The organism is Polynucleobacter rarus (assembly GCF_003072505.1).
GTDB classification, from domain to species: Bacteria; Pseudomonadota; Gammaproteobacteria; order Burkholderiales; family Burkholderiaceae; genus Polynucleobacter; species Polynucleobacter rarus.
In genome coordinates, this window is record NZ_NTGB01000001.1 from 1,047,778 (window position 1) to 1,072,332 (window position 24,555).

Sequence of the window (24,555 nt, forward strand, 5' to 3'; positions counted from 1 at the left end):
GAAAATCTATGAATCAACGACCATTCAAAATACTAGGGCTTCAACAAGTAGCAATTGGTGCCGAAAATAAAGACCATTTAAAAACCTTATGGGCTGATATGCTGGGTTTAGACTATAAGCTTACTTTTCGATCTGAACGCGAAAATGTGGATGAGGACATTTACACTTTGGGTGGCGGCGCTCATCCAATCGAGTTTGATTTAATGCAACCCATTGATCCTAATAAAAAGCCTGCGGTTCATTTAACGCCCCTTAATCATATCGGTTTATGGGTCGACGATTTACCTGTCGCCGTTGAGTGGTTAACCCAGCAGGGTGTTCGTTTTGCTCCTGGGGGGATTCGGCGTGGTGGAGATGGTCACGATATCATTTTTATTCACCCAAAAAGTAATGATGAATTCCCTATTTCAGGCAGTGGTGTATTGATTGAATTGGTGCAAGCTCCTGAAGAGGTCATCAATAGCCACCAAGCATAATGACTCAAGGCATAATTGAAGTTTGATTTATAATTATTTTTTTGCTCAACTTAGGAGAAACAATGTCCCAATTGCCAAACGGAATGCAAATCCACGCTGAAGTCACCCCTGATTTTGCAACAGTTTTGACCCCAGAAGCTCTAGCTTTAGTTGCAAAGTTACACCATACTTTTGAACCTCGTCGCCAAGAGTTACTTCAGTTGCGTGTTGAGAGAACAAAAAGTTTAGATGCTGGTGAAATTCCTGATTTTCTCCCTGAAACAGCAGCGATTCGTAATGGTGATTGGAAAATTGCTCCGATTCCTGAGGCACTTTTATGTCGTCGAGTTGAAATTACTGGTCCAGTTGATGCCAAGATGGTCATTAATGCATACAATTCCGGTGCAGATTCCTACATGACTGACTTTGAGGACTCGAATAGCCCAAGCTGGTCGAACCAAATTCAAGGTCAAATTAATTTAAGAAGTGCCATTAAAAGAGAATTGACGCTCGAGCAAAATGGCAAAACATATGCTTTAAATGACAAAATTGCAGTGCTTCAAGTTCGTCCACGTGGATGGCATTTGGATGAAAAGCATGTAACGATTGATGGTAAGAGAGTCTCTGGCGGTATTTTCGATTTTGCCTTGTTCTTATTTCACAATGCTCGTGAACTATTAGCTCGCGGAGCAGGCCCTTATTTCTACCTACCAAAAATGGAAAGTCACTTAGAAGCGCGTTTATGGAACGACATCTTTGTGATGGCTCAGAATGAAATGGGTTTACCACAAGGAACTATTAAAGCAACTGTCCTGATTGAAACGATTCTTGCTGCTTTTGAAATGGATGAAATTCTTTATGAACTTCGTGAGCATAGCGCAGGTTTAAATGCAGGACGTTGGGATTATATTTTCTCTTGCATTAAAAAGTTCAAAGTCGACAAAAACTTCTGCTTAGCGGATCGCGCAAAAGTCACAATGACAGCGCCGTTTATGCGTGCTTACGCCTTACTTTTATTAAAGACTTGTCACCATCGTGGTGCACCTGCGATTGGCGGTATGAGTGCTTTAATTCCGATCAAAAATGATCCAGAGAAAAATGCAATTGCGATGGGTGGCATTATTTCTGATAAGAAACGTGATGCTGAAGATGGCTACGATGGTGGCTGGGTTGCTCATCCAGGACTCGTTGAGCCTGCCATGATTGAGTTCAAGAAGGTATTAGGCGACAAATTAAATCAGTTTGAAAAGCAAAAGCCCGAAGTATCAGTTGTTGCAGCTGATTTATTGAATTTCCAACCTGAGGCGCCGATTACTGAATTTGGTTTACGGATGAACATTAACGTCGGTATTCATTATCTAGGCGCTTGGTTGGCTGGTAACGGTTGCGTACCGATTCATAACTTGATGGAAGATGCTGCGACTGCTGAAATTAGTCGCTCACAAGTTTGGCAATGGATTCGTTCACCCAAGGGTGTCTTGGATGATGGTCGTAAAGTCACTGCTGAATTAGTTAAATCAATGATTCCAGAAGAGTTAGCAAAAATAACTGCATCAGGTGCTATTGGACACTTTGAGCGTGCTGCAGCAATTTTTGATGTGATGTCTACGGGCGAGAATTTCGAAGAGTTCTTAACCTTACCTTTATACGAAGAAATCTAAGTAAACAACCGCTGTAATGACCATTTTAGCCATCGATACAACCTCACAATGGTGTTCGGTGGCTATTTACTTGGATCAACAGAATTATTTTTTTAAGCATGAGCAACTCGGCAATACAGCTAGTCAACGATTGCTCGATTTTGTTGCAGACGTTCTTGATCAAGCACAGCTCACACTAGAAGATATTTCTGCCTTTGCTTGTTCTCAAGGACCTGGGGCCTTTACTGGCATTAGATTAGGCATTGGTGTTTCGCAAGGTATCGCCTTTGCGCAAAATAAACCCCTGATTCCCATTTCTAGTCTTGATGGGATGCTTGCCCATACATGGCTTACTCAGCCAGAGTTATTCCAAAATCAGCCTGTGACAGTTGCAATTGATGCTCGCATGAATCAAATGTATACAGGTGAATATCAGCAATATGAAGGAGATGTTCCTCATTGTATTGGTCCTATTCAAATACAGGATGATATTGCTCAATCCCAATCTGATCATAAATTACTGGTTTCTTATCAGTGCACCCAATATGAATTATTTGGATCAGCATTTAAATCGGTAATTGAAGCTACGCCGCATGCCCTTGGGATTGCTTACCTTGCTAGTTTATTGAGTAACCTAGAGAGTTATTCACCCGAATATTGTCAGCCAATCTATGTTCGTGATAAGGTTGCTCAAACAACTCTTGAACGAACACAACTAAATTTGTCTTAATTCAACCATGGTGAATTTTCAATTTCGAATCATGCAAGCAGATGATTTAGAAGAGGTCTTAATAACTGAGACAAGTTCCCATTTGACACCGTGGAAAGAGCTTCATTTTTTAGACTGTATCGACTCAAATTATTGGAATTATGTATTGGTTGATTGCAATGCGCCATTTGCTTTAATCGGACACTGTGTAGTAATGCCAGGCTTTGAAGAGGCACATTTGCTGAATATTACGATTCATCCAGACTATCGACGATTAGGGATTGCTAAAAAAGCGCTACAGGCTATTGAACAAACTTGCATTGAGAGAAATTTTGGCCGTATTCTTTTAGAAGTTAGACAAAGTAATGTAGAAGCAGTTTCTCTTTATCAAGCTGTAGGTTTTCAGCAGGTCGGTATTAGAAAGGGATATTATCCATTACCATTGACTCATCAACAAAATGCTAGAGAAGATGCAATTGTGATGCAGAAAACCTTAACAACAAAAATCGATCTTTCATGAACCGTACTCAAATACTAAAAGAATTAGGAGTTACACCTTGGGTTTTAAAAACTCCTGACTCTAAGCCGTCTCAAGAGACTGAATCTGATGCGCCTCAACTCATCAAACCGGTTTCTCCAACCTTATCTAAACAAAATATCATGCCTTCCAAAGAGCTTAAACCTACCTGGATTATTGTGGCTAAAGCCAACGTGATTCAAACTCCCATATTCATTAAAATTATTGCGACGATTAAAAAGTTTGGCGTTGATACTTTAACTTTAGAATTGAATCCATCAAATTGGCGACCCGAAGCTGTGCAGGGGGATTTAGTGATTGCGTTCGGTGACGGTGCCGCTCAGTTTTTCTCAAACGAACCCACCTCAGCACAAGAACTTCGAGAAATTATTTTTGAAACTCAAAACCATACAGGTGATGATATTCCGGTCATCATTACGCATGATATTGAGGTGTTAAGGAATACCCCAATCAAGAAAAAAGAAGTATGGGATGACTTAGTCATGGCCCGCTCAGTATATTTAGAAATGCACTGAGACTCAAAAGATAACCCTGAGTTGATTACTACTAGTGTTTTTCCTCACCAATTAAATGCAAGGAATCGTATTCTTTTTGATTAGATTTATGCCAATGAATGACCAATGCCATAGAAATAATGACAAAGCAGCCGAAACATAAGATAACCACTTGAACAGGAACGTTCAAAGAAATGAGCAATGAGTATATTCCTAACATGACTAATACTGATAAGTTCTCATTTAAATTTTGGACAGCAATCGAATGACCTGCAGACAAGAGAACATGGCCTCGATGTTGTAAAAGTGCATTCATCGGCACTACAAAGTAGCCAGACATCCAACCAATCGTAAACAAGAAAATATAAATAAAGAGCAAGTGTGCCGGAACATGAATAAAGGACAAATGAATTACATAATCACCGAACTGATGCTTTTGAAAAGCAGCCAGTGTAATCACAAAAAATCCCATAATCACACCGTACTTCAAAACAACTAAAGAGTTCTTTAACGGTACTCTTGCTGCCGCCCAAATTGCGCCGCCAGCTACGCCAAGAGCAACTACTGCTTGTAATATGGCGCTTCTAGATAAATCCATTTCCAGGGCACTTTCAGCCCATTTAAGGATGATGAACTGAAGGGTAGCACCAATTCCCCAAAATAAAGTGGTGACAGCGAGAGAAATTTGACCTAGTCGATCTTTCCATAAAACCTTAAAGCAATATGAAAAATGCAGAATTAATTTGATTGGATTTTTATTGATGTTTTCATAAACCACACCGGTATCAGGGATTTTTAAATTGATTAAGGCGGCAATGAAATAAAGAAACATAATGATGGTAATAGCCGCCTCAGGAGGGGTATCAATATGTGAGTCGAATACCGGTATGTCAATTGCTAAAAGACTTGCGGCAACAGAAGGATTGATGAGGATACCACCAAGAACAGTGCCTAGAATAATAGATCCAACTGTCAGTCCCTCAATCCAACCATTGGCGGCAACCAACTTTTCAGGGGGCAGTAACTCTGTTAATATGCCATATTTAGCTGGAGAGTATGCAGCTGCGCCAAATCCAACAATCGCGTAAGCTGCCAAAGGATGAACCCCAAAAAGCATTACTAAACAACCAAATAATTTGATAGCATTAGTCATTAGCATCACCTTGCCTTTTGGCCTCGAATCGGCAAAAGCTCCAACAAAAGCAGCCAAAAGAACATAAGATAGGACGAAGAACAACTTTAATAAAGGCGTCATCCAAGCTGGCGAGTCTAGCTGTAATAGAAGCGCGATAGCAGCGATTAAGAGAGCATTGTCAGCCAGTGAGGAAAAAAACTGTGCTGACATAATTGCGTAAAATCCAGGTTTCATTCGTACAATATTATTTATAAACTAATTTTCAATGATAAACGGAAGTTGATGAATCGACCAATACTAGCAGCGATTGTTACACAGAATTTAAAAGATAACTTGAATATAGTGAAGAACATCACAAATCAACGATTTGTATGGGCTGTTATCAAGGCTAATGCCTATGGGCATTCTATAAAATCTGCTATTGATGGGTTTTCCCAAGCAGATGGTCTTGCCTTGCTGGATCTTCAAGATGTGCACGCACTCCGTGAAATGGGGTGGACCAAGAGAATTTTGCTACTTGAAGGCATTTTTTCTGCCCATGAAATACCACAAGTTATCGAACATGAATGTAACCTTGTAGTGCATCAGTTTTTACAACTAGAATGGCTTGAACAATATCTTTCTAACTTGTCTTCGCTAGAGGCTGAAAACTTTAAATCCAAAGTAGAAATTTGGTTAAAACTAAATTCTGGGATGAATCGACTAGGCTTTAAATCGGGCGAGTATGGCTTAGCATATAACCATTTAATTCATCTTGGTTTCAAAGTCCATCACCTTACTCATTTTGCAAATGCTGATGAAGCTAACATTTTTCCAACAGTTGAAGATCAATGGGCAATTTTTGAACATACGACACAGTGGATGGATGGGTTTAAATCTGCAGCTAATTCTTCAGCAATTTTAAATTCCCCTCATGTTCATGCAGACTGGGTTAGGCCTGGAATTATGTTGTATGGCGCTTCTCCCACAGGAAAACATCAAGATATTGCTCATTTAGCTCTAAAACCTGGCATGATTTTAAGCTCGGAGATTATAGCTATTCAGGAAATCACAAAAGGGGATACCGTTGGTTATGGATCAAGGTTTGTTGCTAAACAAAACACAAGGGTCGGCATCGTAGCATGTGGATATGCCGATGGCTATCCAAGGCATGCCAAAGAGGGTACTCCTGTATGGGTCCATTTGCCAAGTCCTACTGATCATCAAAGCGGGGTCAAAGTGGGTTTAATTGGACGTGTATCCATGGATATGATCACGATTGATTTAACGACCATTCCTCAAGCAAGCATTGGAACTAAAGTGGAACTTTGGGGTGCAAATAATCCTATCGATGATGTAGCAATGTTTAGCGATACGGTTGGCTATGAACTGATGTGTGCCGTGACACAACGCGTGCCAATGAAGGTGCTGTAGTGTTTTAAAGACTTCAGCACCTTAGAGTTTATGGGGATTGAGTATTCCAAATCTGCCACCAAGAGCCTTCTCTAGCTGTTACAGAGACACGTTTACCTGTTTTAAAAATATTACTATCAGGGAAATTGGTGTTAAAAACACGCATAGTATCTTCACTTAGATCTTTCATGCCGAGGGCGTCATAAGACTTCACCATTAAATATAAAGCTTCTTCAATCGCTGGTGCTCTGTCATATTCCTTAATCGCATTTTGAGCGCGGTTTATTGATGCGATGTAAGCACCTTTCCGAAAGTAAAAACGGGAAGCATTAACATCACTTTCTGCTAAGGAATTAACGATGTAACGCATCCGATCGATTGCATCTGGCGTATATTTACTATTTGGGTAACGCGTACTGAGGATTTTAAATGCCTCATAAGCATCTTTTGACGCTTTAGGATCACGCTCACTTAAGTCCTGACCAGAGAATGAAGCAAAAAACCCTAAATTATCGTTAAATGTAATTAAACCTTTTAAGTAGTAGGCATAATCTATGTCAGCATGACCTGGATGTAATTGAATAAAACGATTAATGGAGACTAAAGCTAGTTCAATATCATTCTTTTTCCAATTACAGTAAGCTGTGTTCAATTGTGCTTGTTCTGCGGAAGGGCCAAATGGATACCTTGATTCCAGTTTTTCATGATACTTGACACAATTGGCATAGTCTTTATCTGCCAAGGCTGTTTTCGCTTCATCCATTAATTTTTGTTGCGACCAGCCTGAGGTAATATCGGCTTCAGAGCTTGCACATGAAGACAAAAATTGAGGAATACCTAAGGTAAAGATAAAAAACAAAGAAAATCTTACAAGGCGTTTTAAACTGAAAGATATAGAAGACAAATTAGTTCTCTTTTTTAATAAACTAGGTTGGGAAATACGACAATATTTATGTCTAGTGAAGATTATATCGATGAAGTTGAGATAACGGAAGAAATCCCGTTAAGTAATGAAATAAGGGTCATAATTCCTTCACAATGGCGTGGTGATCGACTTGATAAGTCTTTGGCTGCTTGTATGCCTCAGTATTCGAGAAGCAAATTACAAAGCTGGATTGAAGCAAAGCTCGTAAGGTATCTTGATGGTAAGTTTGCTCAAATCAAAGACCAAATTACGGGTGAACAGATTCTATTAGTAACGATTCCAGAAGATCCGCAAAATAAAGCTTTTGAGCCGGAAAATATTCCACTAGAAATCATTTATTCAGACGAATCAATTGCCCTGATTAATAAATCAGCAGGTATGGTAGTTCACCCTGCTGCTGGTAATTGGAGCGGGACTTTACTTAATGCTTTGTTATACCACTTCCCCGAATGTGATCAAGTGCCAAGAGCGGGTATTGTGCATCGCTTAGATAAAGACACCTCGGGATTATTGGTCGTAGCTAAAAGCATCATTGCTCAAACAAACTTAGTTCGACAACTCCAATCTAGAACTGTTTCAAGAAGATACTTAGCACTAGTCTGGGGTAAACCACCGATGAATAAAGTCATCAACGCACCGATAGGTCGCGACCCTAGGGATCGTCTCAAAATGGCAGTCACTGAAGCGCAAGGCGCAAAAGAGGCGATTACATCATTTAAAGTGCTGCAAACGGTACATTATGAAAACAAAGAGATTAGTTTGATTGAATGTAAATTACAGACAGGAAGAACACATCAAATACGAGTGCATCTCCAACATCTTGGTTTTCCGCTATTAAATGATCCTATTTATCAATTAAGAGCACCCCTACAATTACAAAAAGTCTTAATGGACACCTATGGTACAGATCAACAAAATGTAATACCTGGACAAATGCTTCATGCGACGCAACTTGGCTTAACGCATCCTGAAAGTGGCCAAGAAGTAAAATGGTCCTGTCCACCCCCTATACTTTTTTTAAAATTGATGGGATATCTTGGCATTCAGGAGCAGGCATGGCAGCATCTTTTGGTTTGAATTTACAAACGGGACTTGAGAATTGCCAAGTTCATGTCCCAAAGTGGGATATCCCAAAGCATGTCAAAGCGCTCGTGACAACCAGACAAGGGGGGCAAAGTCATCATCCTTACAATCATTGGAACTTGGCTTTACATGTTGACGATGAGGTCAATACCGTAACTCAGAATCGTCAATTACTAAGTAATCAAATCGGTAAAGAGGCTTTTTTCTTAAATCAAGTCCACGGTACGGATGTATTTTCATTAACCCCCTCAACATTTACCACCCCAAACGATTCTTCATTAATAACCCCTACTGTGGATGGGGTCATTACCAGTTTAGATTCCCACTTTTTGGCCATCCTGACAGCGGATTGTTTACCCATCTTACTGTGCGATGCCAAAGGGGATTTAATTGCTGCTTGTCATGCTGGGTGGCGAGGGCTAGCAAATGGGGTCATTGATAAGACCATTCAGGCAATGGTGAACTGGATGCAACCCGATTCCGCTAAGAAATTTATTGAAGGGCTGCACGTTTATATTGGACCCGCTATTAGTCAGTTCAACTATGAGGTGGGGGAGGAAGTAAGAGATCCATTTAGTAGAGATTCTCGGTTTCGGGTCGATTTACTGAATTCCCTCTTTACCACAGGTCAAAAAACCAATAAATACTATGCGGATCTTTTTGGCATAGCTACTGCAAAATTGAACCAGATTGGTATCTATCAAGTGCATACCGAAAAATTATGTTCATATAATCAATCTGAATATTTTTACTCATACCGAAGAGAAACAATAACCGGGCGCTTCGCTAGTTGCATCTGGATGGAATAGGTTTCATGGTTTTTTGTTGCTTCTAAGGGTATAACCCCATGACCTTTTTGACTTTTAAAGATTAAATTGGTAGCCTTAAGGATTAATTTATGGAGAAAAATTTGTCAAACCAAGGATTTGTTATGCCGCCAAATTGGTCGATACCTCGTTTATCACCAACAGATATGACATTAATCCCTCCAGAGCGTTTAGCCGCCATTGAAAAAAAATATTTGGCTGATATGTTGATGGTATGGAGTGGCAAAAAGCCAGAGATAGAAGTAGATAACCGGTTTAAATCGAATATCTGGAATGAGGGTTGGTCTGAAATTGTTTATCAAACCTATTTGGTCAATGCCCAACATCTAAAGTCTCTCGCAAATGCGGTTGAGGCTGAGCCTAAAGTAAAAAATAAGATTATTTTTGCAACCGAGCAATTAGTCTCCACGCTGGCACCTAGTAATTTTTTAGCAACGAATCCTGAAGCAATTAATGAGTTAATTGCTACTCGTGGTCAGTCCTTGACGAATGGCCTAACGCATTTATTAGCAGATATGCAGCAGGGTAAAATCTCCCAAACTACTTCCGATACTTTTGAGGTGGGAGTGAATTTAGCAACTACTGAAGGTAGTGTTGTATTTCAAAATGAACTATTTCAGTTAATTCAATACAAACCTTTAACAGCAACGGTTTTTGAAAAGCCAATCTTAATGGTGCCTCCCTGCATCAATAAATTTTATATTCTCGATTTAAAGCCCGAGTCTTCAATGGTGCGTTTTTTGCTGGAAGAAGGATTCACTGTTTTCATGATTTCTTGGAAAAATGCTGATGAATCGATGAGTCACGTAACTTGGGATGATTACGTGGCAACTGGTGTAATCAAGGCAATGCAAGTTTGCATTGAGATTTCGAAGGTTCCTCAGATTAACGTTTTAGGTTTTTGCGTTGGCGGCACAATTTTGGCCAGTGCACTTGCTGTGTTAGCCAATCAAGGAATTCACCCTGCAGCAAGTTTGATATTACTAACGTCATTCTTAGATTTTTCAGATACCGGTGTTTTAGATGTTTTTATCGATGAAACCATGGTGGATATGAGAGAAAAAACCATTGGTGGTAAAACGGGTAACTTTGGACTACTGAGTGGTGTTGAACTTGCAAATACCTTCTCCTTTTTGCGTCCTAATGAATTAGTTTGGAATTATGTTGTTAGTAATTATCTTTTAGGAAAAACACCACCCACTTTTGATTTGCTGTATTGGAATAGTGATTCAACTAACTTGCCCGGTCCAATGTTTTCTTGGTATCTAAGGCACATGTACCTCAACAATGAGTTAAAGGATTCAGGGAAACTTTTGATTTGTAATCAACCAGTTGACTTATCTAAAATCAACTGTCCTAGTTATATTTACGCCTCTAAAGAAGATCACATTGTCCCTTGGAAATCAGCTTTTACCAGTACTCAAATCCTGAAAGGGAAAAATAGATTTGTACTAGGTGCCTCGGGACATATCGCTGGAGTGATTAATCCATTAAAGAAAAATAAACGGAATTATTGGGTTAATCACATAAAAACCAAGAACCCTGATACTTGGTTCAATGGTGCGAAGTCAATTGAGGGAAGTTGGTGGGGTGATTTCAGAGATTGGCTCGCTACCCAAAGTGGTAAACAGATTAAAGCTCCAAATAAATTAGGGAACTCTAACTTTAAAGTAATAGAGCCAGCCCCTGGATCATTTGTCAAAGAAAAAGCTAGCAAGATTTAAATTTAAAACGGGAGAAATAAAATGTCTAAAAAAATTGCTTATGTAACTGGTGGTATGGGTGGAATTGGAACTTCAATCTGTCAAAGACTTCATCAAGACGGTTTTATTGTGGTTGCTGGGTGTGGTCCAAACTCACCTAGAAAAGATCGTTGGTTAGCTGAACAAAAAGCTCTAGGTTTTGATTTTCATGCTTCCGAAGGCAATGTCGGTGATTGGAATAGTACGGTCCAAGCTTTCAATAAAGTAAAAGCAGAGATTGGTCAAGTCGATGTGTTGGTGAACAACGCTGGTATTACTAGAGATACTGTTTTTAGAAAAATGACTCCTGAAGATTGGCGTGCAGTGATTGATACCAATTTGAATTCTTTATTTAATGTGACCAAACAAGTGATTGACGGTATGGTCGAAAAAGGGTGGGGGCGAGTCATTAATATCTCCTCTGTAAATGGCCAGAAAGGCCAATTTGGACAAACTAACTACTCAACTGCAAAAGCTGGATTGAGAGGTTTTACTATGGCGCTTGCTCAAGAGGTTGCAACTAAAGGAGTAACCATTAATACGGTTTCACCTGGTTATATTGGAACTGACATGGTTAAAGCGATTCGTGAGGATGTTCTTAATAAAATTATCGAAACGATTCCAGTAAAACGCTTGGGAACTCCCAATGAAATTGCATCGATCGTAGCTTGGTTAGCCTCAAATGAGTCTGGTTTTTCAACCGGTGCAGACTTCTCATTAAATGGTGGTTTACATATGGGTTAACTACACGGGCGCTGAATTTGATGGAAGAGTGCCCGCATTGAACCACTAAATTGATACATTTTAAGTAATATCTACTATGATAGTAAGGAATATGCTTTCAGCATGTTCCTTACTTATTTATTATGGCTACCACTAAAAAAACAAATTCGATTTCAGAAAAACCCAGCGTTAAGAAACCTGCCGTAAAAAAAACCACGAGTTCAGAAACTTTTCGAGTCAAAAAGTCCGTTAAAGCAGTTACTCCGCCGAATCTTGATAGTGAACCATTCGTTCCGAGCCATTCTGAGACTCCTTCTAGCTCAACACAATCCAAATCCAGAATTATTAAAAAATATCCTAACCGTCGTCTCTACGATACGCTTCATAGTACGTATGTAACGCTGTTTGATATTAAAGGTTTAGTCATGTCGAATATTCCGTTTCATGTGGTAGATGCAAAAACGGGAGAAGACTTAACTAGAAGTATCTTGATGCAAATTATCTTAGAAGAGGAGTCTGGGGGACAGCCCATTCTTTCTAAACAAAGTTTACTCAAGATGATCCGTTTTTATGGTAATTCCTTACAGGGGATGATGTCGCCATTTTTAGAGCAAAATCTCAATCAATTTATTGAGTTGCAAAATCAATATGTTGCTCACTGTCAAAAAGTGGGTGGCTTAGTCAGCCCAGAAACTTGGGTCAGTTTTGTGAATAAGCAAAATACGGTGGAATTTACCCATCCAATGAGTTTTCTATTTGAAACGGGTTCAAAAATACTCGAACAGATACAGTCCCAGTCATCTGGAGTAATAAATTCCTTTCCATTTAAAAAATAAAACTAAAATGGAGCATTGTTCTATTTTCAAAAAGGAATCCCTTGTCTAAAGTCGGTTTTGTTTCGCTTGGTTGTCCCAAAGCTTTGGTTGATTCAGAGTCTATTTTGACGCGCCTGAGTGCTGAGGGATATGAAATTTCTAAAAATTACGAAGATGCTGAGTTAGTCATTGTTAATACCTGCGGATTTATTGATTCTGCAGTGCAAGAAAGTTTAGACGCAATTGGTGAGGCGCTCTCTGAGAACGGTCGCGTAATTGTGACGGGATGTCTTGGTGCCAAAAGTGAGCAAAATGGTGAGAATATGGTTCTCAAACACCATCCCAAGGTACTGGCAGTGACCGGTCCTCATGCCACTAATGAAGTTTTAGATGCAGTTCATTTGAACTTGCCCAAACCACATGATCCATTTGTCGATTTAATCCCTCCAATTGGTATCAAGCTAACGCCAAAGCATTACGCTTACTTAAAAATTTCTGAGGGTTGTAATCATTCTTGTACGTTTTGTATCATCCCCCAAATGCGTGGTGATTTAGTCTCAAGGCCTATTGCAGATGTTCTCAAAGAGGCTGAACAACTATTTCAATCTGGTGTGAAAGAACTGTTGGTGGTGTCACAGGATACCAGTGCTTATGGAGTTGATATTCAGTATCGGACAGGCTTTTGGAATGGCCGCCCCATCAAAACACGCTTATTTGAGCTAGCCAACGAATTGAAGATTTTAGCTCGGCAATTCGATGCCTGGGTTCGATTACATTATGTCTATCCTTACCCATCTGTAGATGAAATCATTCCTTTAATGAGTGATTTTTTTGAACATGGTAATGGATTATTACCTTATTTAGATATTCCATTACAGCATGCTCACCCAGATACTTTGAAGCGGATGAAACGTCCTGCTGGTGGCGAAAAAGCCTTGCATCGGATTGAAAAATGGCGCTCTGATTGTCCAGATATCGTCATTCGGAGTACCTTTATTGCTGGTTTTCCTGGAGAAACAGAAGAAGAGTTTGAATATTTATTAGATTTTATCCAGACTGCTAAATTGGATAGAGTGGGTTGCTTTGCCTATTCTCCAGTTGAAGGAGCAACGGCTAATCAGCTTGAAGGTGCCCTTGAACAAACGATCCGTGAAGATCGTCAGCAACGCTTTATGGCAATTGCTGAGCGGGTTTCGGTTGATAAATTAGAGCAACGGATTGGACAAAAAACACGAGTGCTTGTGGATAGCCAAAACACCCAAGGCGGTGTTGCAAGGTCTTACGCAGATGCTCCAGAGATTGATGGAGTAATTTTTGTCGCTCCAGCCCAAAAGATTTCTAAGAAATATCGTATGGGTGAGTTTGTAAAGGTAAATATTTCAGATGTAAGTGGACATGATTTATTAGCGAATGTTTCTTAAATAGAAATGTCCGCAATACACTATTGATTTTGTATTTCAGTAATTAATATTTCTAACAAGGGGGATTTATGAGCCAAGATGTTGTAGTGTTAAGTGCAGTGCGATCAGCAGTCGGATCTTTTAATGGATCTTTGAGTACTATTGAGCCAGCTGAACTCGGTGGCATGGTAATGAAGGAAGCCGTAATTCGGTCTAATGTTGATCCTTTACTCATCAATTATGTCACCGTTGGAAATTGTATTCCAACGGAAAATCGCTATCCTTATGTAGCTAGAGTTGCCTCCATTCAGGCGGGTTTATCAATGCAATCGGTCGCAATGGCTGTAAACCGTTTGTGTAGTTCTGGGCTGCAAGGCATTGTGACCTCTGCCCAGCAAATTATGCTTGGTGATTGTGATTATGCAATTGGTGGCGGTGTTGAAGTGATGTCTCGAGGTCTGTATGGATCTCCTGCGATGCGTTCTGGTGCTCGTATGGGGGATACAAAAATGATTGATTTAATGGTATCTGCTTTAACTGACCCGTTTGGAGTTGGTCATATGGGTATCACTGCAGAAAACTTAGCTAAAAAATGGGGCATTACACGCGAAGAGCAAGATGCTTTTGCTGCAGATTCTCATCGTAAAGCTGCAGCAGCGCAAGCTGAGGGCCGTTTTAAATCTCAAATCGTACCGATTACCATCAAAACTCGTAAGGGGGACATCGTATTTGAGAGTGATGAAGGCGTAAAAGCTGAAACAACTTTTGAATCATTATCAAAATTAAGACCTGTTTTCTTGAAAGAAAATGGCACGGTTACTGCTGGTAATGCTTCATCGATTAATGATGGCGCATCCTTTTTTGTTTTGGCATCTGCTGATGCTGCTGCAAAAGCAGGACAAAAGCCCTTAGCTAGAATTGTGTCTTACGCCGTTGCTGGTGTTCCTAATGATGTCATGGGTGAAGGTCCAATTCCGGCCTCTAAGCTCGCTTTAAGTCGTGCTGGATTAACAATTGATCAAATAGACGTGGTTGAATCTAATGAGGCCTTTGCTGTTCAGTCCTTAGCTGTTGCAAAAGGTTTAGGTTTAGATCTATCCAAGACGAATGTCAACGGCGGTGCTGTTGCTATTGGTCATCCAATTGGTGCTTCTGGCGCAGTAATTGCTACTAAAGCAATCTATGAGCTTCACCGTTCAAATGGTCGTTATGCTTTAGCAACTATGTGTATTGGTGGTGGTCAAGGTATTGCAGTGATTTTCGAGCGTCTGTAATAATTTTTAGAAACTATTTTAGTAAATCTAAAATAGCATCAAGGCCGACGTGATCGAAAGCTCCGTCGGCTTTTTCTTTGACAATCGGCTTCGCTCGATAACCAATAGACAATCCAGCATAAGCCATCATTGGTAAATCATTAGAGCCATCTCCCATCACAATGACTTGGTCTGGTCGAATACCATGTTCTAGTGCCTGATTCGAAACGATCTGTGCCTTGGCTTGACCATCGACAATATGACCAATGACTTTACCAGTCAAGTAACCCATTTCAATCTCTAAAGTATTTGATTGAGCAAAATCCATATTTAAATGATTTTTTAATCGATTGGCAAAGTAAGTAAAACCACCTGATACCAATACAGTATGCCAACCCAAGCTTTTAACACTCGTTAGCAGTTCAAAGGCGCCAGGATTTAAACGCAAACGATTTTGATAAACATCTTCTAAAACGCTTTCAGGGGTTCCTGCTAAAAGTGCCACCCGATCTATTAAACTTTTGGAAAATTCTTTAATTTCGCCGCGCATGGCAGCCTCTGTAATCGCTGAAACTTGATCCATCTTGCCAACAGCGCGCGCAATTTCGTCAATACATTCAATATTAATTAAGGTGGAATCCATATCAAATGCAATCATTTTGACTTGTTGAAAATCAAAATGAGGCTTTGGAAAAATAAGGTCACAAGCGTGCAGGGCCGCATGATTGCGAAAATGCTCTTTATCCTGCGGGCTAAGATTTTTAGAAAGTTGAATCTCTATGGCCTTCAGCGAATACTCCTTACTTTCTAAGATAGGATATTTATCTGCAATTTCCTGCAAGAAAACTTTAGGAATTTGCATTTGATGGAGGATGATCATTTTCATTTATTTAACTTTTTAAGTAGGCGATAAAGCGCTTAATCGCTTCAATCCGTTGATTGAGTTCAATAAAGCCTTGGGGATTTGAGGGGAGTATTTTTATACGATCTTTACCAAACAGTTGCACCTTTTTATCATTTTGAATTAACTTAATAATCTTTAAAGAATCAATGGGCGGGTTGGGAATAAATTGGACTTTTAGCATTTCTATGCTTGCCTCAATTTTACTAATGCCTAAGGTTTCCATTTGTATCCGTAAGCGATGATTTTCGAGTAGCGTTATCGACTGATTTGGTAGGTCGCCAAAACGATCAATAATTTCCATTTTCAAATCTTCTACTTGCTCAATATCTTGGACACTGGATAGTCTTTTGTATAGTGAAAGTCGCTCGTGAACATCTGGACAATAATTATTTGGCAATAAGGCAGGGCACCCTAAATTAATATCTGTAATGGCATGCATCGGACTTAATAAGTCAGGCTCTTTGCCCTTTTTGAGTTCAGAAACTGCTTTATTTAACATTTCTGTGTAGAGTTGGAAGCCAATTTCATGAATATCACCAGACTGTTTATCTCCTAAGACTTCTCCAGCGCCTCGAATCTCTAAATCATGCATAGCAAGATAAAACCCTGAGCCTAATTCTTCCATCGATTGGATGGCATCTAGTCTCAATTTAGCTTGCTTGGATAGCGCTTCTGGGTCAGCAACTAATAGGTAGGCATAGGCTTGATGATGAGATCTTCCAACCCGGCCTCGCAATTGATGTAATTGAGCTAAACCAAATCGATCTGCACGGTGCATGATGATGGTATTCGCTGTAGGTACATCGATTCCTGTTTCAATAATGGTGGTGCAAAGAAGGACATTACAACGTTTCGCCACGAAATCATGCATTACTTGCTCTAAATCACGTTCGTGCATTTGCCCGTGGGCCACACCAATACGTGCCTCAGGAACCAATTCCTCGAGTGCAAAGCGACGATTTTGAATGGTTTCCACTTCATTATGTAAAAAATAAACCTGACCGCCGCGTTTAATTTCTCTTAGAATCGCTTCACGAATAACGCCATCACTTTCACGGCGGACAAATGTTTTGATAGCCAAACGCTTTTGCGGTGCCGTTGCAATGACTGAGAGTTCTCGAAGACCCTCTAAAGCCATACCAAGTGTTCTTGGAATGGGCGTGGCAGTTAAGGTTAGGACGTCAACTTCTGCCCGGAGTTCTTTAAAAGCATCCTTTTGCCTAACTCCGAAACGATGTTCCTCATCAATAATGACTAAGCCTAAGCGGTTAAATTTAATATCTGGAGATAGGAGTTTATGCGTCCCAATAATAATATCTGCGTCACCACTTTCCAAAGCCTTCAAAGCACTAGAGATTTCTTTACCTGACTTAAATCTTGAAACTTCAACGATTTTTACTGGCCAATCTGCAAATCGATCTTTCCAAGTAGTTGCATGTTGTTCTGATAAAAGAGTGGTAGGTGCTAGAACTGCTACTTGCTTACCTCCCATGACTGCCACAAAGCTAGCTCTCAGAGCAACTTCCGTTTTACCAAAGCCAACATCCCCACAAATCAATCGATCCATAGGTTTACCACTTGTCATATCTTCAATTACAGAAGTGATAGCGGACATTTGGTCAGGCGTTTCATCGAAGCCAAAACTTTCTGCAAAGGCCTCATAGTCATGACTAGAATATTCAAAGGCATGTCCTTTACGAAGTGCACGTTTAGCATAAATATTAAGAAGTTCTGCTGCGGTATCACGAATTTGTTCGGCTGCTTTGCGTTTTGCTTTTTCCCATTGCCCAGAACCTAAGTTATGCAGCGGAGCTGATTCTGGATCTGATCCAGCATACCTAGAAATCAAGTGCAACTGTTGGACTGGTACGTATAAACTAGCACTATTGGCATACTCTAGAAATAAAAACTCATCTTCAATGCCGTCTAGCTCCAGCATGATGAGCCCCTTATAACGACCAATGCCATGCTCAGAGTGCACGACTGGATCACCAACTTGAAGTTCCGCCAGATCTCTGACCATCCCCTCAATATTAGTTACTTGGTCTTTTTTACCTAATTTCCTGGCTTTTCTTTGATCTGCGGAACTTGAAAAAATTTCCGACTCTGTCAGGAAGTAAATCTGGCCTAGTTTTGAATAAAAGCCATCATTTAAAGCAGCAACGACCATCCCAAGTTGTGCATCACCCTTCAAAAAATCTTGAATAGACTGAGGATAAGAAAAGTGAATTTTGGCATGGCTGCCTAAAAATTCAGCATCCTCTAATAACTGTTTGATCGACTCTCTTCTGCCAGCGCTATCAGCGCAGATTAGAACTTTTTCCTTGGTGGTTTCCAAAAAATTTCTCAGTAAAGCAACCGGATCTTTTTCTTTACGAACAACGGAAACATTGGGAGGAGGTAAGAAAATAGAATCTATGATGACTTGTTTTTTTTGTTCTAGAGCAACTTTTGCAAATGGTTTTAAGAGACTAAAAAAAGTATCTTCCTTTAGATACAACTCCTCGGGAAGAAGAAGAGGGTGCTCTGTGTCATGGGAAAGAAATTGATAGCGCTCTTTAACGCTTTTCCAAAATTCATTAATTGATTCTTGCAAGTTGCCATGTGTCCAAATCCATGCTGGCTGATTGGAAACGGGTAAGTAATCAAAAATAGTTGCAAGTGCATCAAAAAATAACGGGAGATAAGCCTCAATACCAGCACCAGGAATGCCTAAGCCAACATCCTTATAAAGAGGGCATTTGGCGGGGTTTCCCTCGAAAACTTCGCGCCATTTTCCTCTGAAATCTTTTCTAGCATTTTCAGTAAAAGGAAACTCATGACCCGGCAATAATTTAATTTCCTTAACAGGGTAGAGGCTACGCTGGGTATCCGGGTCGAAAACTTTAATTTGATCAATTTCATCACCAAATAAGTCAATTCGAAAGGGCAGTGGTTCACCCATGGGAAAAAGGTCAATCAGGCCTCCACGGATACTATATTCTCCAGGCCGCACAACGGCTGAGACAGGATCATATCCCCCTTGTTGCAATTGGTGATGAAGGGATTGTTCATTGATCACTTCGCCTTGTTTAAAGAAAAAAGTGTTCGCCGCTAAAAATTGCGGTGGTGAAATCTTTTGAATTGCAGCTGAAAGAGGCACAATAACGATATTTAATTGGCCTAAACTTAGTTCGTGAAGTGTTTTTAAGCGTTCAGAAATGAGATCATGATGAGGTGAAAATTGATCATAGGGCAAAATTTCCCAGTCTGGCAAAACACTAACTCGAAGTGAAGCATCAAACTGAGGTATTTCTAGGGCAAGTCGTTGAGCTGATGCTGAATCACTACAAATAATCATCATTACTGAAAATGCATTTTCGTAATGTTTAGCTTGCTGAGCAATAATTCCTGCATCTGCAGAACCAACAATATCAGTCCAAGTAAATTTATTCCCTATTTTTGGCTCAGGAAAGGTATCAACAAGTGCGCTGATTGGTTGCAGAGAATCGAGGGCTTTAGAATTTTTTGGCATTTGCAACATTATAAGGAGGAGACTTGCTTTAAGATGAATGCAATGATAATTATTTTTTTCAATTTATGAGTTCAAATTTTCACGTTTTAATACCTTGCGCAGGAACAGGAACCAGAATTGGTGGAGATATACCTAAACAATTTCAAAAACTGCATCATCAAGAGATTGTCTTATATAGTCTCAATATTTTTTTAAACATGCCTGAGATTAAAACGGTATGGGTTGGGTTGTCTGAATCAATTTTCCAAAATCAAGAGTTGAGAAGTGTCTTTCCGAAGCACCCAAAGTTAAGACTTTGTGTAACCGGTGGTGAAACTAGGGCGCTGACGGTTTTAAATACTTTAGATTATTTGTTGTCACAAAACACAGATGCTGTTTTTGCAAATGATTGGGTCTTAGTGCATGACGCTGCAAGACCCGGTATTCAAGCCAAGTTCGTCAAACAATTAATTGATGTGGTCAGTCAATCAAAGCAGGCAGGGGGGATTTTGGCACTTCCTATTGCCGATACTGTGAAAAAATCATCTTCTGATACTAGTTTAAATCGATCTGAGTCCACAATTGATCGCACGGGTTTGTGGGTAGCACAAACTCCACAAATGTTTAAAATCAATGATTTAAGAAAATCTATTTATACATCACTTGAACAGTCATTAGATGTAACAGATGAAGCAAGCGCGATGGAGAATTGTGGTCACTCGGTATTGCTGATTGAAGGTGATTTTCAAAATTTTAAGGTGACTTACCCAAAGGATTTAATGAATATGGAGCGATTATTGAACAAAAGTCTTTTCAAAATTGGCCAGGGATATGATGTTCACCGTTTAGTTGATGGTCGACCTTTGATTTTAGGTGGGATAACAGTACCTTATGAAAAAGGTTTATTAGGACATTCCGATGCGGATGCTTTACTACACGCTATCATCGACGCATTATTGGGTGCTGCAGGACTTGGCGATATAGGTCAGCATTTTCCTGATACAGATCCCGCTTTTCAGGGAGCAGATAGTGGAGTACTTTTACAACATGCATATGCAAAAGTTTTAGAGACTGGCTATGAATTAGTCAATTTGGATGCCACTATTATCTGCCAGAAACCCAAATTAATGCCTTATTTAAGTGCTATGAAAGATCGAATTGCGAGTCTGATTAAAGTGAATGCAGAACAAATTAACTTAAAGGCTAAAACGAACGAGGGCCTGGGGTATTTAGGAGAATATCTGGCGATTGAAACGCAAACAACTGTTTTAATTGCAAAAATTTCTTGAGGGCTATCAGTCGATGGGGTATTTAAGCCAGCTAAATAGCTTTGTTATAAGTGCTTCCATAACAATTCACAGCTCAAAGGATGGTTTGAGTTAAAATATTGGATTACCTAATTGAAATAAGATGCGAGGATGGCGAAATTGGTAGACGCACCAGGTTTAGGTCCTGACGCCGTAAATGGTGTGGGGGTTCGAGTCCCCCTCCTCGCACCAAATTCTAACTGAAACACTAGTTGAATTGCTTTACACGAGTATCAGTATTTAGCAATACGAAGGTATTGTTTAGTGAGGAAGTTAAACAGTTTTGTTTAAGTTCCTTTTTTTTAGCTATTTTTATTAATTTTTACTATGTCCCTAACTATTGAAAATCTTGGCGCCCTTGAGCGCAAAATCACTTTACAGTTTTCCAAAGCAGATCTTTTGCCAAAACGTGAGGCTAAATTAAGGCAGCTCGGTAAAAATATGAAAATGGCTGGGTTTAGACCAGGCAAAGTGCCGACTAAAATGATCGAACAACAATACGGTATGCAAGTCGATTTCGAACTATCGTTTGATTATGCTTCCGAGAAGTTTTTTGAATTTGCTAAAACTGAAAAAATTGAGTTAGTTGGTCAACCAAGACTAGAGCCAAAGAGTGAGATCTCTGCTGCCGATATCGAATTTGACGCCTTTTTTGAAGTATTTCCAGAAGTAGTAATTGGTGATATTACAAGCGCAGAAATTACAAATTACACCACTGAAGTGACTGAAGCTGAAATTGACAAAACAATTAATATGTTGCTTAAGCAGCGTGTCCACTATCATCCACGCGGAGAAGCTGGTGAGCATGGCGATGGTGGAAGTGATCAAAGTGCACAAAGCGGAGATCAAGTTATCGTTGATTTCGTTGGAAAAATTGATGGTGTTGAATTTGCTGGTGGTAAGGCTGATGATTTCACTTTTGTACTTGGCCAAGGCCAGATGTTGCCTGAGTTTGAAACAGCTTCACTGGGTTTAAAAGTCGGTGAAGAAAAAGTATTTCCTTTGAGTTTTCCAGCTGATTACCACGGCAAAGAAGTTGCCGGTAAAACAGCTGAATTTACTATCACAATGAAAAAAGTTGAGTGGCCCCATTTACCAACTCTAGACGATGATTTTGCTTTGAGTCTAGGAGTTACTGAAGGTGGTATCGCTAAAGTTCGTGAAGAAATTAGCCAAAATTTAACAAGAGAGATTACTCGTCGTCAACAATCTCTCTTAAAAAATCAATCAATGGATGTGATGTCAAATGCCTGCCAGTTTGATTTGCCAAAGTTTTTAGTTTCTCAAGAAGAAGAGCGTTTAATCGAGCAAGCTAGAAAAGATCTCGAGCAGCGTGGTGTTCCAAACGCTAAAAACGCACCAATCCCAGAAGGGATGTTTACTCCACAAGCACAACAACGTGTAAAACTAGGTTTGATTCTTAATAAATTAGTTAAAGAATTTGATTTAAAGGCAACGCCGGAACAAATCAAATCTGAAATTGAAGAACAAGCAGCGAGTTACGAAGATCCACAGGAAGTAATGCGTTGGTACTATAGCGATCCAAGTCGTTTAGCTGATATTGAATCTTTGGTTCTAGAAAACAATGTTGTGAAATATGTCATGGATAAAGTAAAAGTGAACGACAAACAAGTTACTTTTGAAGAGCTCAGTCAATTGAAGTAATTAATAGTGCTAAAGTTACTACTATTACAATATTATTTACTCGGAAATTAACATGACTTCAAATAACTATCAAGATTTTTACCAATCACCTCAGGCATTAGGCCTTGTGCCAATGGTTATTGAGACGTCAGGTAGGGGTGAGCGCGCTTATGACATTTACTCTCGCTTATTGCGTGAAAGAGTGATTTTTTTGGTAGGCGAAGTAAATGATCAAACTGCCAATTTGGTGATCGCTCAGATGCTCTTTTTGGAAAGTGAAAATCCTGAGAAAGATATTTCACTTTATATTAATTCTCCAGGTGGGTCAGTCTCTGCAGGTTTAGCAATTTTTGACACCATGAATTTCATTAAGCCTGAAGTTAGTACTTTGTGTATGGGAATGGCAGCAAGTATGGGCGCTTTTTTACTTTGTGCTGGAACTAAAGAAAAACGTTTCGCGCTACCAAACTCTAGGGTGATGATTCATCAACCTTTGGGCGGTGCAAGAGGGCAGGCTTCCGACATCGAAATTCAAGCACGAGAAATTTTATATCTTCGCGAGCAACTGAATGGAATTCTTGCCAACAGAACGGGCCAAACCATTGAAACTATTGCTAAAGATACGGATAGAGATAATTTTATGTCTGCTGAACAAGCAAAAGAATATGGTTTGATTGACAAAGTTATTACTTCTAGGTAATTGATACGATTCAATGAGTAACAAATCTAATAATTCAAATAGTAATTTAATTTGTTCATTCTGTGGCAAAAACCACGATGAAGTTGTTCGAATGATTGCTGGACCTTCAGTTTTTATTTGCGATGAATGTGTTGCTTTATGCAACGAAGTGATTGCTGAGGGCGGTAAAAAAAATGCTGATGCCGATCTAAACAATGGTAGTCAAAGTCAAGCTTTACCTACTCCTCAAGAGATTCGAAATAATCTCGACCAATATGTAATTGGTCAAAATCAGGCCAAGAAAACGCTTGCAGTAGCGGTTTATAACCACTACAAAAGACTCAATAATCTAAAGCCAATAGCTGCATCTCAAGGGCAAAAAAATGAGTCCAAGGATGGTAAAGACTCAAAAGATGCTCCCGTTGTAAAAAAATCTGCCATGATTAACGGCGTTGAATTAGCCAAAAGTAATATTTTATTGATTGGTCCAACAGGCTCAGGTAAAACATTATTAGCGCAATCCCTTGCGAGAATGCTCGATGTTCCTTTTGTAATGGCTGATGCAACGACTCTGACTGAAGCAGGATACGTTGGTGAAGATGTAGAAAATATCATACAAAAACTGTTACAAGCTTGTAATTATGATGTAGAAAAAGCCCAAAAGGGTATTGTTTACATTGATGAAATTGATAAGATTTCACGTAAGTCAGAAAACCCATCAATTACTAGAGACGTATCTGGTGAGGGTGTTCAACAAGCTTTATTGAAGCTAGTTGAGGGCACGATGGCATCGATTCCACCACAAGGTGGTAGAAAACATCCTAATCAAGAGTTCTTACAAATTGATACCACGAATATTTTGTTCATTTGTGGCGGTGCCTTTGATGGACTTGAAAAGATCATCAACCAACGTAATACGAAAACAGGCATTGGCTTTAACGCTGAAGTTCAAAGCAAAGATGTCAAAAACTTTGGTGAGTTGATTAAAAATGTTGAGCCAGAAGATTTAATTAAGTTTGGCTTAATTCCAGAATTAATTGGCCGCCTACCGGTAACTGCTACTCTTACGCAACTCGATGAAGCGGCGTTGATTCAAATCTTAACCGAACCAAAAAATGCACTTGTAAAACAATATCAAGCCTTGTTTGATCTCGAGGGAGTTGCCTTAGAGTTTAGAGATGAGGCCCTTCATGCTATTGCGAAAAAAGCGATGGTCCGAAATACTGGCGCTCGAGGACTTAGATCGATTGTTGAGGCTACTCTTCTGAATATCATGTATGATTTGCCTTCCCAAAAAGACGTGGAAAAAGTTGTGATTGATCTTCCATGTATTGAAGGTGGCGATCCGGTAATTGTTTACAAATCAGCTAGCTCAGTTGCATAGCCTCTTTTTAATA

21 protein-coding genes and 1 tRNA gene are annotated in these 24,555 nt (G+C 39.6%); 18 read left to right on the top strand and 4 right to left on the bottom strand.

The genetic code is table 11. From position 1 onward, the window contains the following. Positions 1-8 precede the first annotated feature (8 nt). The 5 genes from AOC35_RS04895 to AOC35_RS04915 all read left to right on the top strand — a co-directional run bounded on the left by AOC35_RS04895 (position 9) and on the right by AOC35_RS04915 (position 3,857). On the top strand, positions 9-476 hold the full coding sequence (locus AOC35_RS04895) for a VOC family protein (RefSeq protein ID WP_108646031.1): 468 nt from the start codon (positions 9-11) through the stop codon (positions 474-476). A 62-nt stretch (positions 477-538) separates the two neighbouring features. Then, on the top strand, positions 539-2,116 hold the full coding sequence (gene aceB / locus AOC35_RS04900) for a malate synthase A (protein WP_108646032.1): 1,578 nt from the start codon (positions 539-541) through the stop codon (positions 2,114-2,116). A 16-nt stretch (positions 2,117-2,132) separates the two neighbouring features. After that, the gene (gene tsaB / locus AOC35_RS04905) at positions 2,133-2,825 is read left to right on the top strand and encodes a tRNA (adenosine(37)-N6)-threonylcarbamoyltransferase complex dimerization subunit type 1 TsaB (protein WP_108646033.1); all 693 of its coding nucleotides are present in this window, start codon (positions 2,133-2,135) and stop codon (positions 2,823-2,825) included. Positions 2,826-2,832: 7 nt separating this feature from the next. Further along, entirely contained in the window at positions 2,833-3,324 is a 492-nt protein-coding gene (gene rimI / locus AOC35_RS04910; RefSeq protein ID WP_108646034.1) for a ribosomal protein S18-alanine N-acetyltransferase, read from the top strand. After that, on the top strand, positions 3,321-3,857 hold the full coding sequence (locus AOC35_RS04915; RefSeq protein WP_108646035.1) for a uracil-DNA glycosylase family protein: 537 nt from the start codon (positions 3,321-3,323) through the stop codon (positions 3,855-3,857). The genes rimI and AOC35_RS04915 overlap by 4 nt, the downstream gene beginning before the upstream one ends. 31 nt (positions 3,858-3,888) lie before the next feature. On the opposite strand, the gene lplT is transcribed toward AOC35_RS04915, so the two are convergent. After that, positions 3,889-5,205, bottom strand: coding sequence for a lysophospholipid transporter LplT (gene lplT, locus AOC35_RS04920; protein ID WP_108646036.1), 1,317 nt, complete (start codon positions 5,203-5,205; stop codon positions 3,889-3,891). A 48-nt stretch (positions 5,206-5,253) separates the two neighbouring features. On the opposite strand from lplT, the gene alr reads away from it, so the two are divergent. Then, positions 5,254-6,384, top strand: a complete 1,131-nt coding sequence (gene alr, locus AOC35_RS04925; RefSeq protein WP_108646037.1) for an alanine racemase — start codon at positions 5,254-5,256, stop codon at positions 6,382-6,384. 28 nt (positions 6,385-6,412) lie between these two features. Here the strand turns inward: alr and AOC35_RS04930 are convergent, their stop codons facing one another. Next, entirely contained in the window at positions 6,413-7,222 is an 810-nt protein-coding gene (locus tag AOC35_RS04930; RefSeq protein ID WP_245898431.1) for an outer membrane protein assembly factor BamD, read from the bottom strand. Positions 7,223-7,315: 93 nt separating this feature from the next. On the opposite strand from AOC35_RS04930, the gene AOC35_RS04935 reads away from it, so the two are divergent. The 7 genes from AOC35_RS04935 (at position 7,316) to AOC35_RS04965 (ending at position 15,152) form a co-directional block, all read left to right on the top strand. After that, positions 7,316-8,365, top strand: a complete 1,050-nt coding sequence (locus tag AOC35_RS04935) for an RluA family pseudouridine synthase (RefSeq protein ID WP_108646039.1) — start codon at positions 7,316-7,318, stop codon at positions 8,363-8,365. After that, positions 8,344-9,180, top strand: a complete 837-nt coding sequence (gene pgeF / locus AOC35_RS04940) for a peptidoglycan editing factor PgeF (protein WP_159077485.1) — start codon at positions 8,344-8,346, stop codon at positions 9,178-9,180. Before AOC35_RS04935 ends, pgeF begins: the two co-directional genes overlap by 22 nt. Before the next feature lie 122 nt (positions 9,181-9,302). Then, positions 9,303-10,922: a PHA/PHB synthase family protein gene (locus tag AOC35_RS04945; RefSeq protein ID WP_108648724.1), complete on the top strand. Its 1,620-nt coding sequence runs from the start codon at positions 9,303-9,305 to the stop codon at positions 10,920-10,922. Positions 10,923-10,943: 21 nt separating this feature from the next. Next, positions 10,944-11,684 carry a 3-ketoacyl-ACP reductase gene (locus tag AOC35_RS04950; protein ID WP_108646041.1) on the top strand — a complete coding sequence of 247 codons (741 nt, stop codon included), beginning with the start codon at positions 10,944-10,946 and terminating at the stop codon, positions 11,682-11,684. 122 nt (positions 11,685-11,806) lie between these two features. Further along, on the top strand, positions 11,807-12,499 hold the full coding sequence (gene phaR / locus AOC35_RS04955; RefSeq protein WP_108646042.1) for a polyhydroxyalkanoate synthesis repressor PhaR: 693 nt from the start codon (positions 11,807-11,809) through the stop codon (positions 12,497-12,499). Between the two features lie 41 nt (positions 12,500-12,540). Next, complete coding sequence (gene rimO, locus AOC35_RS04960) at positions 12,541-13,899, top strand: 30S ribosomal protein S12 methylthiotransferase RimO (protein ID WP_108646043.1); 1,359 nt, start codon at positions 12,541-12,543, stop codon at positions 13,897-13,899. A 68-nt stretch (positions 13,900-13,967) separates the two neighbouring features. Continuing rightward, a complete protein-coding gene (locus tag AOC35_RS04965) occupies positions 13,968-15,152 on the top strand; it encodes an acetyl-CoA C-acyltransferase family protein (RefSeq protein WP_108646044.1) in 1,185 nt (394 codons plus the stop codon). Between the two features lie 13 nt (positions 15,153-15,165). Here the strand turns inward: AOC35_RS04965 and serB are convergent, their stop codons facing one another. Together serB and mfd are read right to left on the bottom strand one after the other, a co-directional pair. After that, positions 15,166-16,017 carry a phosphoserine phosphatase SerB gene (gene serB / locus AOC35_RS04970; RefSeq protein WP_245898432.1) on the bottom strand — a complete coding sequence of 284 codons (852 nt, stop codon included), beginning with the start codon at positions 16,015-16,017 and terminating at the stop codon, positions 15,166-15,168. A 4-nt stretch (positions 16,018-16,021) separates the two neighbouring features. After that, positions 16,022-19,549: a transcription-repair coupling factor gene (gene mfd, locus AOC35_RS04975; RefSeq protein WP_108648725.1), complete on the bottom strand. Its 3,528-nt coding sequence runs from the start codon at positions 19,547-19,549 to the stop codon at positions 16,022-16,024. A 65-nt stretch (positions 19,550-19,614) separates the two neighbouring features. On the opposite strand from mfd, the gene ispF reads away from it, so the two are divergent. The 5 genes from ispF to clpX all read left to right on the top strand — a co-directional run bounded on the left by ispF (position 19,615) and on the right by clpX (position 24,542). Then, positions 19,615-20,817: a 2-C-methyl-D-erythritol 2,4-cyclodiphosphate synthase gene (gene ispF, locus AOC35_RS15810; RefSeq protein ID WP_108646046.1), complete on the top strand. Its 1,203-nt coding sequence runs from the start codon at positions 19,615-19,617 to the stop codon at positions 20,815-20,817. Between the two features lie 123 nt (positions 20,818-20,940). Further along, positions 20,941-21,027 (top strand) — tRNA-Leu (locus AOC35_RS04985). Positions 21,028-21,162: 135 nt separating this feature from the next. Beyond that, positions 21,163-22,500, top strand: a complete 1,338-nt coding sequence (gene tig / locus AOC35_RS04990; protein WP_108646047.1) for a trigger factor — start codon at positions 21,163-21,165, stop codon at positions 22,498-22,500. A gap of 52 nt (positions 22,501-22,552) precedes the next feature. Continuing rightward, complete coding sequence (gene clpP, locus AOC35_RS04995) at positions 22,553-23,179, top strand: ATP-dependent Clp endopeptidase proteolytic subunit ClpP (RefSeq protein ID WP_108646048.1); 627 nt, start codon at positions 22,553-22,555, stop codon at positions 23,177-23,179. Positions 23,180-23,192: 13 nt separating this feature from the next. Then, positions 23,193-24,542 carry an ATP-dependent Clp protease ATP-binding subunit ClpX gene (gene clpX, locus AOC35_RS05000; RefSeq protein ID WP_108646049.1) on the top strand — a complete coding sequence of 450 codons (1,350 nt, stop codon included), beginning with the start codon at positions 23,193-23,195 and terminating at the stop codon, positions 24,540-24,542. The last annotated feature ends 13 nt before the right edge of the window (positions 24,543-24,555 follow it).

Bases quoted from the DNA above. Each gene is read 5' to 3' on its own strand.
- AOC35_RS04895 (WP_108646031.1), top strand. From the start codon at position 9: ATGAATCAACGACCATTCAAAATACTAGGGCTTCAACAAGTAGCAATT.
- aceB (WP_108646032.1), top strand. From the start codon at position 539: ATGTCCCAATTGCCAAACGGAATGCAAATCCACGCTGAAGTCACCCCT.
- tsaB (WP_108646033.1), top strand. From the start codon at position 2,133: ATGACCATTTTAGCCATCGATACAACCTCACAATGGTGTTCGGTGGCT.
- rimI (WP_108646034.1), top strand. From the start codon at position 2,833: ATGGTGAATTTTCAATTTCGAATCATGCAAGCAGATGATTTAGAAGAG.
- AOC35_RS04915 (WP_108646035.1), top strand. From the start codon at position 3,321: ATGAACCGTACTCAAATACTAAAAGAATTAGGAGTTACACCTTGGGTT.
- lplT (WP_108646036.1), bottom strand. From the start codon at position 5,205: ATGAAACCTGGATTTTACGCAATTATGTCAGCACAGTTTTTTTCCTCA.
- alr (WP_108646037.1), top strand. From the start codon at position 5,254: ATGAATCGACCAATACTAGCAGCGATTGTTACACAGAATTTAAAAGAT.
- AOC35_RS04935 (WP_108646039.1), top strand. From the start codon at position 7,316: ATGTCTAGTGAAGATTATATCGATGAAGTTGAGATAACGGAAGAAATC.
- pgeF (WP_159077485.1), top strand. From the start codon at position 8,344: ATGGCAGCATCTTTTGGTTTGAATTTACAAACGGGACTTGAGAATTGC.
- AOC35_RS04945 (WP_108648724.1), top strand. From the start codon at position 9,303: ATGCCGCCAAATTGGTCGATACCTCGTTTATCACCAACAGATATGACA.
- AOC35_RS04950 (WP_108646041.1), top strand. From the start codon at position 10,944: ATGTCTAAAAAAATTGCTTATGTAACTGGTGGTATGGGTGGAATTGGA.
- phaR (WP_108646042.1), top strand. From the start codon at position 11,807: ATGGCTACCACTAAAAAAACAAATTCGATTTCAGAAAAACCCAGCGTT.
- AOC35_RS04965 (WP_108646044.1), top strand. From the start codon at position 13,968: ATGAGCCAAGATGTTGTAGTGTTAAGTGCAGTGCGATCAGCAGTCGGA.
- serB (WP_245898432.1), bottom strand. From the start codon at position 16,017: ATGAAAATGATCATCCTCCATCAAATGCAAATTCCTAAAGTTTTCTTG.
- mfd (WP_108648725.1), bottom strand. From the start codon at position 19,549: ATGCCAAAAAATTCTAAAGCCCTCGATTCTCTGCAACCAATCAGCGCA.
- ispF (WP_108646046.1), top strand. From the start codon at position 19,615: ATGAGTTCAAATTTTCACGTTTTAATACCTTGCGCAGGAACAGGAACC.
- tig (WP_108646047.1), top strand. From the start codon at position 21,163: ATGTCCCTAACTATTGAAAATCTTGGCGCCCTTGAGCGCAAAATCACT.
- clpP (WP_108646048.1), top strand. From the start codon at position 22,553: ATGACTTCAAATAACTATCAAGATTTTTACCAATCACCTCAGGCATTA.
- clpX (WP_108646049.1), top strand. From the start codon at position 23,193: ATGAGTAACAAATCTAATAATTCAAATAGTAATTTAATTTGTTCATTC.